The organism is Dictyobacter alpinus, from assembly GCF_003967575.1.
GTDB lineage: Bacteria > Chloroflexota > Ktedonobacteria > Ktedonobacterales > Ktedonobacteraceae > Dictyobacter > Dictyobacter alpinus.
On sequence record NZ_BIFT01000002.1, the window covers coordinates 742,834 to 756,447 of the forward strand.

Sequence of the window (13,614 nt, forward strand, 5' to 3'; positions counted from 1 at the left end):
CTAGAGAAGAGCACCAGGCACAAGCTCTAATGCGGCTCAGGTACTGGCTCGGCTCTCGGGTGCTCAAATCAGTGCGGAAGAGATTCGGTTGTTGAACAATGCGCGTGGGCACACGGTTGCCAAAGAGCAAGAGCAAGACCAGCAGGCGCCAGTTTCCACGGCTGGGCAGCAGGCCGAACGGGAACGACGCTCAGCCGAGAGAATCATTATTGGCCTCGATGGTGGCTGGGTACCCAATCAGCAGCGACGCGGCGCCATGGAGGGCAAAGTCGCGGTGGTCGCCAGCCACAAAGTGGTGGTGAAAAAGCCTGAGGCTCCCTCTGGCAACATGAGCTGGATCGAGTTGGAGCGCTAGCAGCAGCTCCGCTATGCCGCCACCTTCGCCAATCCTCCTCATAGGGTCGTTACATCGCTTCAAAGCACAGCTTGGGAGGCCTGATAACCTCTCTATCTGAGACAAGCTAGAAATGCCTGAAAATGGTCGCATTTCTAGCTTGTCTCAGGTATACTTCGTAAGAGACGAAAGAAATACAACTTTGTTGTTACGGTGCGGGAAATCAACGGATAGGGGAAGACACATTGTGAATACCAACGCGTCATTGGAAAAGTCACTGCTTCCCTTCTTTGTCTTAGTGTTTGCTCTTGCTCTCCCTTTCTGGCTACTGGGCACTCTGCTCATGCCCATACCTCCAATCAATCTTTCCGTGAGTGCGCTTCAGGTTGTTTGTCCACTCATCGCAACATTGATCCTCGTGTACAGAGAAGAGAAAATGGGGGGCGTAGTCAGACTCTTGAAGAGAGTTTTCGATCAGAGGAGAATCACGTACAAGATCTGGTATGTTCCCATCATTTTCCTGCTCCCTCTTCTTTATTTACTATCGTATGGGCTCATGCGCCTGCTGGGGCAACCACTCCCCGAAGATCCGTTCATTCCCTGGCTAACGATGCCAATCTTTTTTGTGGTCTTCTTTCTCGCTGCGGTAGGCGAAGAGGTAGGCTGGACGGGATATGCCATTGATCCCATGCAAGATCGGTGGAGCGCACTCAAAACTGGCCTGATTTTGGGATTGGTGTGGGCGATCTGGCATATTGTGGGGTTTAGGCAAGAGCACCACCAATGGGCATGGGTAGCAGGGCAATGTTTCGCTACAATAGGATTACGAATCCTGATGGTTTGGCTCTACAACAACACTGAAAAAAGCATGTTTGCAGTCATTCTCTTTCATATGATGATCAATGTCTGTGATTTTTCCTTTCCCAATTATGGTTCCTACTACGATCCAGCGATTACTGGAGCAATCATTGCTGTCACGGTTGTGATCGTCACGTTCTTCTGGAGCTCAAAAACCTTAGCGAGCTTTCGGTATGTCCACCCATACAAAGATGAGAAGAAAGGTACAGTCTAGTTTTCAAGACCGGCGAGCGGCACGGATGCCAAACATGATCCCGGTGATAATCAACGACGCTCCCAGGAGCTCGAAGAAGCTGGGCAATTGCGTATCAACGACCGCAACGTAGACGAGCACCGTAATGGGCTCGAACACGATCAATTGCCCTGCCAGAGAGATGGGCAACATCGCGAAGGCTCGATTCCACAGCAACGTTCCTCCCCAGGAAACAACGATACCGAGGATGAGACACCCCACCACAAATGGCAGCAGATGGCTTCCTGACAACAGCAAGGTCTGGAGGTCGAGAGGGACACCGCCACTTCCTCGTGTCAGAGGCAGAGCAAGAATCACCAGGAACAAGGTACTCACGCCAATCATGGTCGACCATGTTGCTGATGAAAGGTGCGTATGGGTGCGCAGAAAGTGTGTATTGGCGACGGCGTACCAGGTCCACAGCGCCACCGCCATACCAGCAAAGAGGATGCCACAGACGCGTTGTCCAACGGAGGTCTCTGGTAGCGCCTGCCTACCACTCAAGGCATAGAGGTTGATGATCAGCAGTCCAAGAAAAATGAGTATAACGGGCACAATCAGACGGGAGAAGGGATATTCGCGCCGCTTCCAGTTGCCATACAAGGCGACCGTCACCGGTAACGTCCCATTGATGAGTGCTGTAACTAACGCTCCAACGTCCTGAACGGCGAGGACCAGGAAGAAATAATAGCCGACATTCCCCGTAGCAGCAAAGAGCAAGGCAGTAAACCAGGTCCGGTAATCACTTCCCTTCACCTGATGACGAGCGAGCAGAAGAAAAATACAGAGCGATACCAGTCCATATGACAGGTAACGTCCTACCGTGAGTTGGACCGAGGTGAAGCTCGCTAAACGTTGTGGAATGATGAAGGTGAGCGCACTCAGAACGTTGACTCCGATCCCATAGCAGATGCCCCAAAGTTTTGTATGTGATCGTTGCGTCATGGCATCTCCCTCCTTGTGATGTCGTGTGCCTGGCTGCATGCGTTTCTCTTCATGCTGTGATCCTTGCCATATTTCATGTCACCTGTTAAAATCAGTTCACAGGTGACACTATTGTAGCGTCTATACTGTTACCTGTCAACAGCATTTTGAAGGTGACAATCTGGTGAAGACAACATGATAGATAAACGTGAGAGCCCTGTTGAGGAACTCAGGCTCGTCGGAGGCAGGCTCTGTCTCGACTTTGCCAATACGATCGATGCACGGAGTAGTACTCACCCTCATGAGTGCTTACACAGCGCTGCTGACTTGCTCAAATGGAGCCACCATGTCGGCCTGCTGCAAGAAGAGCTTGCCCGGCGTCTCCTTGAGGATGCGAGAGAGCACCCAACAGAAGCCAGCATGTGGTATGAACAGGCGCTTGCACTAAGAGAAGTGATCTACCGCATCTTCTCTGCAAGTGCCCGTAGAATGAGACCAGGAGCTGACGATCTTGCTCACCTGAGCACAACCTATGCCGCCGCACTCATGTACGCCCGCATTGTCCCAGCGCAAGCAGGATTCGCGTGGGTATGGGGTGACGAGGAAAACTGGTACGGCCATCTGGTGTGGCTGGTGGCAAAGTCAGCGGTGGAACAGCTCACCTCACAAGACCTTCATCAAGTGAAGGAGTGCCCGGGCAGCAAAGGATGTGGTTGGCTGTTTCTTGACACCAGTAAGAATGGCAGTCGCCAGTGGTGCAGTATGGAAGGATGCGGGAGCCGTGCCAAGAGGCAAAGGCAATACAGGCGTCAGCGCCGTGCAATCGCCGAGCCGCTCAGCTAAAGAGAAACACCAGGTGCACCTGAACGCTTTTTTATCGCTTTGCACGTATGGCACATTAGCAAGGTGAGCAACGGCTCTATGTGAGCCTCAGCCCCATCACGTGATTGGAATTCGTCCCGTCAAACGCGCTCATGACGCGTCAGATCAAATGCAAGCAATGTATCAAGCGCCTCTCCAGCAAGAAAACAGCGACTGCAGAGAGAGCAGATGAAAAAGCACACCATGTGCTGCCTGCTACCGAATGAGTGGAGCCTGCTCCCCACGTGTCCCTTCCACCAACCCACCTTCGCGCCGCCAGTATTCAATGCCTCCAAGCATCTCTTTAACCTGGAAACCCAGCGTACTCAGTCTGGCCGCAGCCTTTGTCGCGGCATTGCAGGCGGGGGACCAGCAATAGATCACCATGGGTAACGCCTTGGAGAAATGGGCGGTAGACTCGGCTGTAATTTTGCGATAGGGCAGGCTGATGGCTCCTGGAATATGACACTCATCAAAATCCTGCGCGGATCTCGCATCAATGAGTAGAAAACTGTGCTGCCCCCGTTGCAGATCCAGCATAACATCCGAGGCATCCGTCTCGACAGAGAGTTTAGCGAGAAAGTGGCGTCGGGCCTCATCGGGACTGGCTGGAGGCGTCTCCAGAACTAACGAAAAATGAGAAGTACTTGAACCCATAGCGATACACTCCTTATTATACTGTTCTCAGAGTTGGACGAAGACGCACTGCGTGGTGCATTTGTACTCTACCATAGACGTTCCCATCAGTGGTAGCCATAGTTTTTGATAACGAATATCAAATTTTTTGATGGAAAAGTACCGCTTCACTCGAGTAGAGCTGACTGGATCATCGCCCGCTCATGCAATCTACGTATAGGGGCGCGCAAGGATGGAGACGGATGTTTATGAGGATAGTTCACGGAGAGCGTCATGCCGGGCCTCCGTACTCTTAAAGAATGAAAAAATTACTTGCTTCCTTAAAGCACAACAGCGTACAATGAGCAAGAACGTAATTTGATAGGACAAATCGATCTTAAAGCCTTATTATGAATCAGGCGGCAAAGAAAAAGTGGTAGCGTCAAAAATCATGCAAGAGAATTTTATGGACAGGAGAATTTTATGGATTGGATAAAGCCATTTTACACAAAAAAAAGCGAGTGGTTTGGCCCTTCAGGTGTTCTTGATCATCATCGAACACGGGCAGCCTCTATCGAAAAGTTTTGTGGCACAGGTCCGAAACGTATTTTGGAACTAGGCGCAGGAGCTGGGGGGACGGCCGCAGCAATGGCAGATCTTGGGCATACAGTTGTCGCCATCGAGCTCAGTTCGCTTCGCACCACCTATGCCAAAGCACTTGCGGAGGAACCACGCGCGGGATCACTCACGATCCTGGAGGCGGACTATTACGAAGTCAATATGGCAGAGAAATTTGATCTTGTCTGCCATTGGGACAGCTTTGGTATGGGAGACGATGAGGATCAACGTCGCTTGCTCCAGCGTATTGCGGACGCCTGGCTAGCCCCTGGCGGATGTGTCCTCATGGATATTTTCAGCCCCTGGTGGTGGGCACAGCAAGCAGGAAAAGTGGAAACAGACAATGAGCCTGGGCTCACACAGAGGTATGATTTTGATCCAATTGGTTGTCGTTTTATTGACCAATGGTGGCCAACCAACGATCAGAGCCAGATCATTGCCCAGACGGTCCGTTGTTACACGCCTGTTGACCTCACCTTGTTAGTAAAAGGCACCGGACTCGCCATAGAGTTGCTAGAAATTGATGACACACCCATCCCTTTGAGCGAAACAAGTACGATGAAACACGCTCTTTGGAACACAGCAAGCTACGTAGCCAAACTTATTCCTGCTGTATCCTAACAGAACACTATACAAATTCGCGTGTTAAACCGAATTTGTATAGCTCATAGCAAATTTTGGTGACCATGCAGGTTCGTCGAGATGAGGGTACATCTACACGGCTGTGTACACCAGACAGGCACTCATTCTCTGGCACGATTTGCGATACTCACTTTCCCCCAGAAAAGGCGATAGGTTACGACGAAGTAGATGATGGCCAGCACCATCCCAAAAATCCACCAGACCAGTCCGACAGTCTGGCCGTAAGCAGAAGCGGAGGCATTGTGGATCGTCAGACTATGCTCTGTATTCACTGCCGGGAGCATTAATGGATAAATACCAAAGGCGGCGCTACTCAGCAGGCCAATGATGAAAGCGCAGGAACTGAAGAAGGAGAGGAGGTCACGTCGCGTGAGATTAAAGTATCCCATAGCGACAAGCGCACCAAGCGCGAGAAGGGGAAAGATAAAGCCCCAGGGATGCGCGAAGTAATTGCGGCTGATTTGCGGCTGTACTGCCCATGTAGCAATCGTGCCAGGGATTGCAAGCACAAAAGAGAGGATGACAAACAGGAGGGCGACTTTCCGTGACCGGGTGCTCAATGGATCGGGAACTTTTACCGCAATATAGGTTGCTCCATGCGCAGTCAGTATCGTCAGTGCCAGCAGACCAATCAAAATGGTATACCAATCCAGGATACCCGGGTGTGCACTGAAAGGATTAAAGTCCGTCCACAGGGCCTCAAAGAAGTAGCCATTCCCATCTAGAGGCACGCCGCGCAACACATTTGCCATGGCTGCTCCATAGAAAATGGTCAGGAGTGTACTTCCAATAAAGAAAAGGCCATCCCAAAAAGAGGTCCAGACGGGATTGGGAAAGTGTGAGCGTAATTCGATGGCGATCCCACGCAGCATCAGTAACCACAACACGATCATGAGGGGCAGATAAAAACCGCTGAAACTCGATGCATAGAGCAGGGGAAATGAAAAGAACAAGGTGCCACCAGCGGCAATTAACCAGACCTCATTCCCATCCCAGACTGGACCAATGGCTCCTATGATCAGGCGGCGATCAGTATCACTTCGTCCTGCGAAGAGGTGTATGATGCCTGCCCCCAAATCAAAGCCATCCATGACAACATAGGCGGTCAACATCCCACCAACAAGAATAAACCATAATGTTTGCATTAGTTTCCTCCCTGTACTTTGGTCATGGAGCCAAGCAAGCCTTCAGTTTCCTCATGTTCTGGCAATCCTTGTATTTTGTTTATCTCAGGGCCACGTATCATCTGGGAAACCACCAGGAGGACGTAGAGCAAGCCGAGAAACAGATAAATTCCCATGAAGCCAATGAGGGTAAAAAGCACATTTCCAGCAGAAACGGTCGCTGAAGATCCCTGAGCTGTATGCAGAAGTCCATACACAATCCAGGGCTGACGTCCTAATTCTGTCGTAAACCAACCAGCGGTGGTCGCGATAAAGGGAAAAGGCGTGGCCAGCAGCAACAGCCAGAGAGCCCAGCGCATAGTGTAGAGACGCTTTCCCCAGAAACGCAGCAACACTGCCAATCCCATGATAGCAACAAAAAATGTGCCGAGTCCGACCATCACGCGATAACTATAATAGAGTAGTTCGATGGAATCTGGACGTTGATCGGCTGGAAAATCATTCACCCCTTTTACTTCAGCAGTCCAGCGATGATAGCTCAGAAAACTGAGGGCATATGGCACGACGATGGCATTATCAAGTTGCCCGGTAGACACATTGGGCTGGCCGATAATCACCAATTCAGCCCCCTGACTCGTCTTGAAAAGCCCTTCCATCGCGGCAAGCTTGGATGGTTGAGAGAGGGCGACCTGCCGCCCTTCGGCATCACCACTGGGGAAGAGCTGAAAGATGCTTGCCAGTAGTCCCATTACAATGCCAAGTGTGACAAAAATGCGCCCATACTCCAGGTGTTTATGTGACAGCAAGTAGTAGGCCCCAACCCCGGCCATCACAAAAGAGCCAGTGACGACGGCTGCACTCATTGTGTGGGTGTATTGTGGTAGGATCCAGGAATTAAACAATACCGCCCAGTAGTTGGAGATCTCTAACTTGTTCCCTGCAATGGTATAGCCAACGGGATGTTGCATCCAGGCATTAGATGCGATAATAAAGCCGCCCGAAGCCCAGGTCCCAAGCCAGACCATCACGGTCGAGAAAAGATGGATTTTCTGTCCAAAGGCGCGCTCGCCAAAGAGAAAAAGGCCCAGGAAGGCCGATTCAAGAAAAAAGGCGAATGCACCTTCCATCGCTAACGTCTGCGCAATAATGTCGCCCGCATAGGCAGAGAAACGTGCCCAGTTGGTCCCGAATTGAAATTCCATGGGTATGCCGGTAACGACACCAACCACAAACGTCACGGCGAATATTTTCCCCCAAAAGTGGACACTGATATTGAAGCGTTCATCCTTGCGCCAGAGATAGAGCACTTTCAGAATCACTAATAAGAGTGCCAGACCCATCGTGAACTGGGGGAACAAATAGTGATAAGAAAGCGTAAATCCAAATTGTAAGCGCGAAAGAATCGTCGATGTATCCATATACGTATCTTCTCCCCATATGCTTATCGGCCACTCACCCAAACGTGAGCATGCCGTTTTGTATGTCAAAAAGCCTGCGATACAGGCCATCCTGCATCAACAGGTGCGTGTGGGTGCCCCGCTCTCGAATCCGTCCCTGATCAAGCACAATAATCTCGTCCATCTCTTCCATGTTTATGAGGCGATGCGTCATCATGAGAGTCGTACGCCCACCCATCAACCTTGTCAGCGCTTGAAGGAGTTCTTGCTCTGTCTGCGAATCAAGGTTTGCGGTCACCTCATCAAGAATGAGTAGTGGCGCATTTTTGAGTAAGGCGCGGGCAATGGCGACGCGCTGGCGCTCACCCCCTGAGAGACGGAGCCCTTGCTCACCTACCCATGTATCCAATCCCTGCGGCAATTGACGCACAAATGTGCCCAGTTGCGCAGTTTCAAGCGCCTGCTCAATCTCCTGGCTGCTGGCGTTGGGATTCCCGAGCAAAATATTGCCGCGCACAGTATCGTTGAAGAGATAGGTATCCTGATCAACCATACTGATGCAGGCCCGTATATCCTCTGGCTGATACTGGCGCATATCCTGCCCATCTATGCGTACGGTGCCTTCTGTTGGATCCCAGAAACGCAGGGCCAGACGAGCCAGAGTGCTCTTGCCAGTGCCGCTAGGACCAACCAGGGCGATACGTTGACCTGATGCGATGCTGAGAGTGATATCATGCAGGATCTCTGCTTCACCGGGTCCGTAGGCAAACGAGACATGCTCAAAGCTCAACAGGCGTCCCTCAGGTGCTGGCAGAGGCTCAGCAGGTGCAGTGATTGTGGGCTGAGCATCTACCAGTTCAAACAGGCGTTTGCCAGCCGCCAGCGAATGGCCCAGAGACTGAAATGCCTGGCCGAGGGGTTGAATGGCTTCAAAACTGGCCAGGATGAGCAGCGCCAGACAGCCAAGATAAACGCCATTGATTGCTTTAGTCGTTACAAGTGGAATAGCCAGCGCGAGCAGGCTCCATAGCGCGACCTTTGACATCAGGGTAGTAAGTGCCTGACGTAAACCGGCAATAAGCGCCATACGACGCTGTAGAGAGGCCAGCTGAGCATCTAGCTCCGCAAGTCTGTCTTGTTGTCTGCCAGCCTGTCCGTAAGCCAGGATATCCTGCACACCCTGGATATCGTCGACTATCAACGTTCTCAGCTCAGCCCGTAGAGCCAGCTGGCGTTTCCCAATAGTACGAGTCAATAGACCTACGAGGAGAGGAATACCCAGGCCGGTCACCATGAGAAAGGCAAATGCTACCCAAGCCAACAAGGGACTGAAGATGGCAAACGCATAAAATGTGAGCAGGCTGATGATCAATGCAACGAGTATTGGTGCAACGGCCCGCAAGTACAGATTTTGTAATTCTTCAATGTCTGCGCTCAAACGCGTCAGGATATCACTACTCCCATAGGTCAACACATGGGCAGGCGCAAGTGGTTCAAGGCGGCTGTATACGTCTGCTCTCAGGCGAGCAAGCAAGCGAAATGTCACATTATGCGAGAGCAAGCGCTCACCATAGCGCGAGGCTGAACGAGAAAGGCTCATCAACCGTACAATAGCACTGGGGAGCACCAGCATGACCATTAAAGGCATGAGAGCAGCCTCGGCAATAAGGTACGCCGCCATACCGAGGAGAAGCATATTACTTACCACCATGATACAACCCAGCAGTATAGCCAGGATGATCAACCAGCGGAAAGCCAGCAGGAATGTCAGTAAACGACGCACTGTTTTCACGAGGACACCTCTATCCTTTGCGCTCTATCGGACACGTGTGGCGTCACTTTATACGGCGGCAAAACCATGCGCTCAGCCGTCTCTCTTTCAATCAAGGTACCCGCCTCCAGAGAGATAACCCGTTGCGCACAGGCGATCGTATTTTGTCGATGAGCTATAACTAAAACGGTGCGGTTGTGCGTCAGACGCTCCAGAGCCTGCCGGATATGTGTCTCGCTTTCAGGATCAAGGCTGGAGGTTGATTCGTCCATGATCAATAGTGGCGCATCTTTTAAGAATGCTCGTGCAATCGCCAGACGCTGAATCTGTCCAGCGCTTAAGCGTGCACCACGCTCTCCAAGCCAGGTCGCATAGCCTTGTGGAAGTTGCTCGATGAATGCGGCTGCACCTGCCTGCTCGCAGGCCCGCAGAATCTCTGCTTCACTTGCATCGGGTCGCGCCAGCCGAAGATTATCAAGGACACTGCCAGCAAACAAGGAAGGGCGCTGTGGAACAAGGGCAATGGAGTTGCGCCACATTTCCACAGGCAGATCAGAGAGAGCACATCCATTAACAGATATCTGTCCACTCTGTTCCTTTATGAAGCGCATCAGCAGATGAACCAGGGTACTTTTGCCTTCCCCACTTCGTCCAATCAGTGCTGTACAGGTTCCTGGTGAGAGCGTCAGATTTATTCGATCTAATACTGGCTGTTCACTTGTAGGATAGGTATAGGCAATATCCGAGAAGGTAATGGTCAGTGGAGCGCTAAGGACGAAGGGTGAGAATGTCTTACGATCCATTGGTAACGGTATGGCTAAAATCTCGTTGATACGCTTCATCGCGACTTTTCCTTCCATCCCTGCATGATGCTGCACCCCTAATTCCCGCAAAGGACGGTAGAATTCTGGTGCCAGTAACAAAATCAGGAATACATTGCTAAAACTGATTCCTCCATTCACCAGGCGCACACCCAGTGTCACCGCAATCAGACCAATGGCGGCCGCAACCATGAACTCCAATACCGCGCCAGACAAAAAAGCCACTCCCAACATGTTGAGCGTCTTTTTCCGAAACGAGTCACTCACAAAGGCAATCTGCTTACTTGCAGACGTACTCTGTCCAAATAATTTCAACGTGCCCAGACCTTGAATAGCGTCCAATAATGTTGCACTCAGACGCGAGAGGGCCTGCCATTGCTGACGGGTACGCTGCTCTGCGAAACTGCCAATCAGTATCATCAGAAGCGGGATAATTGGGAGCGTCAGCAGGAAAAGGACTCCGCTTATCCAATCAAGCGGGAACACAAAAATGGCAATCAGGAATGGGACCAGGATACTTGTCGTCAATTGAGGCAGATATTGACCGATATACGCATCCAGGCGCTCAATGCCTTCGTAGAGGACGGTTACTAATTCTCCTGTCGCTTCATTCTTGCTATAAGAAGGTCCTAATTGGAGCACATGTGCAAAGAGGCGCTGACGTACAGCGTTTTTCCAGCGAATGGCGCCATACTGTACACTCACGTCACGCCCCCAGACACAGCCTGCATGCAGGATAATCGTGCCTAATAAAAGCAGCAGTTGGGGAAAAACCAACGCGAAATCTTTATGCAAGAGAAAAACAGCCGCAACGATCTGGCTCAGAAACATCATCTGAGCAATGGTTACCCCGGTACTTAGAACATCAAGGATAGCGGCGCCTGCGAGAAAACGACGCCGTGGCAATCCATTGAGCACACGTTTTCGCTTTGTTTTTCTTATCGTACTCATTACCATTTCTTTCAGAAACTTCTTCTTCCCCACCTGCCGCCTTCTTCATCAATCCGCCCGGATACCTGATTGTACCGATCAGGTATCCAAGCAATGTTTCTACCATGGTCACGCGATCAGGATTAGACGGTAAGATGTGGAGGGCCAACATAGGGAAATGAGCTTAATAGATCCTGATGCGGCCCTACCTTATCTTCAGTCACCGCTCCATTGGTTAAGACTGCCAGTTGGATATCAATGATGTCATCCGTCAGCAATCTTCCGTTACGATAACCGGCAGGACGCGCATAATCATAGTCCAGGATGTCTGGAAGCAGCGAGTAGGCTGTTTGTTTGGCATCCTCGGCACTACGGCCAGACGAGACAAAAAGATCAACAAATTTCTCAGTAAAGATCTCTCGATCACGGGTTGGCTCAATACGATTAAAGGTGTTTTTATCTTCGCCCTGGGTAAACGCGACATTGACAAAGGGGCGGCCCATACGGTCAATCTGGAAAAAAGGATTTCCATCTTTGGGAATCAACACGCGTCCCCAGATGCCCACCTTGGGATTATTTCCCAGTTCACTATTTGGAAGTTCCAACACCATACTGAAGACATTCTTGTCCAAAAAGGTATCGGCTCCAGTAAATTGCATGCCGTTTTTGAAACCTTCAAGATCAAAGAAGAAAGGATCACTACGAATGCCGACAAAAAAGCGATAGTCGCCCGCATCTGCAATAGATATCTCTTCTCCAAAGGCTACCGGGATATCCGTGAAGAGGATATCCCCTTCTGTACCCTGACCCCTGGCTTGCTCTCCACTGACACGCCGCACCGTCGCGGTTTGTATTCCCTCTTTTTTGGGCGAGAATGTAAATCGATACGCGATATCAGCGATGGCATCTCCATCTGTGTCTATTTTCAACTCATACACTGCTTCATCGGCAAATGAATCAGCAAATGTTGGCGCAACAGGATTAACATTAAATACCAGAACAGACCTGTTAGCATCCTCTGGCTTCTGAAAGGCATAGATATCACAAATGTCGATGCGAGCATCCATATTTGGTGATTTTAAATCAGGTGCATCCAGATGATCTGACATAGAAAACTCCTTATGTATCGAAACAAGCAAACGCTATAAGCAACACAAGGACACTTTGTCCTCCGTGCCAGCCCTTTCCATCTCTCCATGAGGGTCCCGAAAACGTTACGGGGCTTGCTTCTAGTGTAGGATCGTATGAGCAGGAAGTCATGACCCAAAAGGTTGATTAGGGATAATGAAAGGATATACTCCATTAGTTGTATTGCCACATTCCTCCTTTTTACAACCTTCGTCTTTTACGCACACAACAAGGTTACCTCGCGTGCGTCTTGCAGTTCCTTGTTCGTAGGACTGACATACTCAGGCCCATCCCCACCTTGCGACACACTATTTATTGAACAATAACGGTCAGGTTCATCCCCTGGTGAATGCTGCAATACAGGTGATAGGTACCAGCGGTTGCAAATGGACCAATAGATTGTGTGTCGTGACCATTGAATTGTAAACCACTGACTGTGGGAGCCCCTTTCTCTTGAGCTGGTTTGGCATCTGCACCACTCCAACTTCCATTAGATATGGTATGGGGAGTAGCGGTATCATCAATTACGGTCAGGCTACTTCCTTTATTGACCGTTATTGATGCTTGCGCAAAATTTTGGTCAGTCAGATGTATGGTTGCCGGACCACTGTTCGAAGCACCAGTAGCACATGCGGCACTGAAAAGCATCACAATACTTAAAATGAGCGGGAAGAATATCTTTTTCATGTTATTTTCTCCAATGGCAAAGAGTGCCAGATAGTTAGTTATAATCTTGAAAGCGTTGGGTAGGAAAAATCAGGAACAACGCTCGCTGGCTATAACTATGCCTTACTTCTCAGGCAATGAATGTGATCAAAGTTGCAATCTCTTCTCCCGCCCTGAAACAGATCTGTGAAAGGCTATTTTTCTTTAAGGCAAGAGTAAGATGAGACTTTTGTCACGGCTATCACGGTACTTTTTTGTGTATCCTATCCACTATCAACCCATTGCACATATGGTGGGCTCCTTAATCAAACATAAGCCCTCTCCAGGTTTCATGATTTATGGGAGTGACGGGCCATCCCTCTGTGCAATGGATCTTTTTCAACGAGCAGAGAGGAAAGAAACAATGATTTCACATGTAGACCAGTGGAAAATCGATGCTCAGACGGTACTGGATGTACGGCCGCAATTAGAACGTGGCGAAGAGCCATTTATTAGCATTATGGAGGCAGCCTCGACCATTGCGGTAGATCAAACATTACTTATTATTGCGCCATTTGAGCCAGTACCACTCTATAGTGCCATGGCACAACGTTCCTTCTCACATGAAACCGAAGAAGTGTCACCAACAGAATGGGTTGTGCGCTTTTTCAAGCATTCCTGATGAGTAGCATGTACACTGAAAAGAAATGAGGA

At 50.2% G+C, this 13,614-nt stretch carries 13 protein-coding genes; 5 read left to right on the top strand and 8 right to left on the bottom strand.

The genetic code is table 11. From position 1 onward, the window contains the following. The first annotated feature begins 91 nt into the window (after positions 1–91). Together EL633_RS25395 and EL633_RS25400 are read left to right on the top strand one after the other, a co-directional pair. Complete coding sequence (locus EL633_RS25395; protein WP_126630075.1) at positions 92–355, top strand: hypothetical protein; 264 nt, start codon at positions 92–94, stop codon at positions 353–355. 112 nt (positions 356–467) lie between these two features. Further along, entirely contained in the window at positions 468–1,406 is a 939-nt protein-coding gene (locus EL633_RS25400) for a CPBP family intramembrane glutamic endopeptidase (RefSeq protein ID WP_126630076.1), read from the top strand. Positions 1,407–1,409: 3 nt separating this feature from the next. Here EL633_RS25400 and EL633_RS25405 read toward each other — a convergent pair whose 3' ends face one another. Further along, complete coding sequence (locus tag EL633_RS25405; protein ID WP_161982428.1) at positions 1,410–2,369, bottom strand: DMT family transporter; 960 nt, start codon at positions 2,367–2,369, stop codon at positions 1,410–1,412. Between the two features lie 174 nt (positions 2,370–2,543). Here EL633_RS25405 and EL633_RS37670 point away from each other — a divergent pair, with 174 nt between their 5' ends. Continuing rightward, positions 2,544–3,191: a CGNR zinc finger domain-containing protein gene (locus tag EL633_RS37670; RefSeq protein WP_126630078.1), complete on the top strand. Its 648-nt coding sequence runs from the start codon at positions 2,544–2,546 to the stop codon at positions 3,189–3,191. A gap of 234 nt (positions 3,192–3,425) precedes the next feature. Here EL633_RS37670 and EL633_RS25415 read toward each other — a convergent pair whose 3' ends face one another. After that, positions 3,426–3,866 (bottom strand): rhodanese-like domain-containing protein, encoded by a 441-nt coding sequence (locus EL633_RS25415; RefSeq protein WP_126630079.1) that lies wholly within the window; start codon positions 3,864–3,866, stop codon positions 3,426–3,428. Positions 3,867–4,307: 441 nt separating this feature from the next. Between EL633_RS25415 and EL633_RS25420 the strand changes: the two genes are divergently transcribed. Beyond that, positions 4,308–5,063 (top strand): SAM-dependent methyltransferase, encoded by a 756-nt coding sequence (locus tag EL633_RS25420; RefSeq protein WP_126630080.1) that lies wholly within the window; start codon positions 4,308–4,310, stop codon positions 5,061–5,063. Between the two features lie 122 nt (positions 5,064–5,185). On the opposite strand, the gene cydB is transcribed toward EL633_RS25420, so the two are convergent. From cydB to EL633_RS25450, 6 genes are all read right to left on the bottom strand, one after another. Further along, complete coding sequence (gene cydB, locus EL633_RS25425; protein ID WP_126630081.1) at positions 5,186–6,229, bottom strand: cytochrome d ubiquinol oxidase subunit II; 1,044 nt, start codon at positions 6,227–6,229, stop codon at positions 5,186–5,188. After that, the gene (locus tag EL633_RS25430; RefSeq protein ID WP_126630082.1) at positions 6,229–7,626 is read right to left on the bottom strand and encodes a cytochrome ubiquinol oxidase subunit I; all 1,398 of its coding nucleotides are present in this window, start codon (positions 7,624–7,626) and stop codon (positions 6,229–6,231) included. The genes cydB and EL633_RS25430 overlap by 1 nt, the downstream gene beginning before the upstream one ends. Before the next feature lie 34 nt (positions 7,627–7,660). Then, positions 7,661–9,397, bottom strand: coding sequence for a thiol reductant ABC exporter subunit CydC (cydC, locus tag EL633_RS25435; RefSeq protein WP_126630083.1), 1,737 nt, complete (start codon positions 9,395–9,397; stop codon positions 7,661–7,663). Continuing rightward, positions 9,394–11,148 (bottom strand): thiol reductant ABC exporter subunit CydD, encoded by a 1,755-nt coding sequence (cydD, locus tag EL633_RS25440; RefSeq protein WP_161982429.1) that lies wholly within the window; start codon positions 11,146–11,148, stop codon positions 9,394–9,396. Before cydD ends, cydC begins: the two co-directional genes overlap by 4 nt. A 122-nt stretch (positions 11,149–11,270) precedes the next feature. Beyond that, a complete protein-coding gene (locus EL633_RS25445; protein ID WP_126630085.1) occupies positions 11,271–12,236 on the bottom strand; it encodes a DUF4331 family protein in 966 nt (321 codons plus the stop codon). Positions 12,237–12,567: 331 nt separating this feature from the next. Further along, a complete protein-coding gene (locus tag EL633_RS25450; RefSeq protein WP_126630086.1) occupies positions 12,568–12,942 on the bottom strand; it encodes a plastocyanin/azurin family copper-binding protein in 375 nt (124 codons plus the stop codon). 382 nt (positions 12,943–13,324) lie between these two features. On the opposite strand from EL633_RS25450, the gene EL633_RS36770 reads away from it, so the two are divergent. Then, positions 13,325–13,582 (top strand): DUF2249 domain-containing protein, encoded by a 258-nt coding sequence (locus tag EL633_RS36770; protein ID WP_161982430.1) that lies wholly within the window; start codon positions 13,325–13,327, stop codon positions 13,580–13,582. The last annotated feature ends 32 nt before the right edge of the window (positions 13,583–13,614 follow it).

Excerpts from the sequence above, each read along its gene's own strand:
- EL633_RS25445 (WP_126630085.1), bottom strand. The coding sequence starts at position 12,236 with ATGTCAGATCATCTGGATGCACCTGATTTAAAATCACCAAATATGGAT.
- EL633_RS25450 (WP_126630086.1), bottom strand. The coding sequence starts at position 12,942 with ATGAAAAAGATATTCTTCCCGCTCATTTTAAGTATTGTGATGCTTTTC.
- EL633_RS25420 (WP_126630080.1), top strand. The coding sequence starts at position 4,308 with ATGGATTGGATAAAGCCATTTTACACAAAAAAAAGCGAGTGGTTTGGC.
- cydB (WP_126630081.1), bottom strand. The coding sequence starts at position 6,229 with ATGCAAACATTATGGTTTATTCTTGTTGGTGGGATGTTGACCGCCTAT.
- EL633_RS37670 (WP_126630078.1), top strand. The coding sequence starts at position 2,544 with ATGATAGATAAACGTGAGAGCCCTGTTGAGGAACTCAGGCTCGTCGGA.
- EL633_RS36770 (WP_161982430.1), top strand. The coding sequence starts at position 13,325 with ATGATTTCACATGTAGACCAGTGGAAAATCGATGCTCAGACGGTACTG.
- EL633_RS25405 (WP_161982428.1), bottom strand. The coding sequence starts at position 2,369 with ATGACGCAACGATCACATACAAAACTTTGGGGCATCTGCTATGGGATC.
- cydD (WP_161982429.1), bottom strand. The coding sequence starts at position 11,148 with ATGAGTACGATAAGAAAAACAAAGCGAAAACGTGTGCTCAATGGATTG.
- EL633_RS25415 (WP_126630079.1), bottom strand. The coding sequence starts at position 3,866 with ATGGGTTCAAGTACTTCTCATTTTTCGTTAGTTCTGGAGACGCCTCCA.
- EL633_RS25400 (WP_126630076.1), top strand. The coding sequence starts at position 468 with ATGCCTGAAAATGGTCGCATTTCTAGCTTGTCTCAGGTATACTTCGTA.
- EL633_RS25430 (WP_126630082.1), bottom strand. The coding sequence starts at position 7,626 with ATGGATACATCGACGATTCTTTCGCGCTTACAATTTGGATTTACGCTT.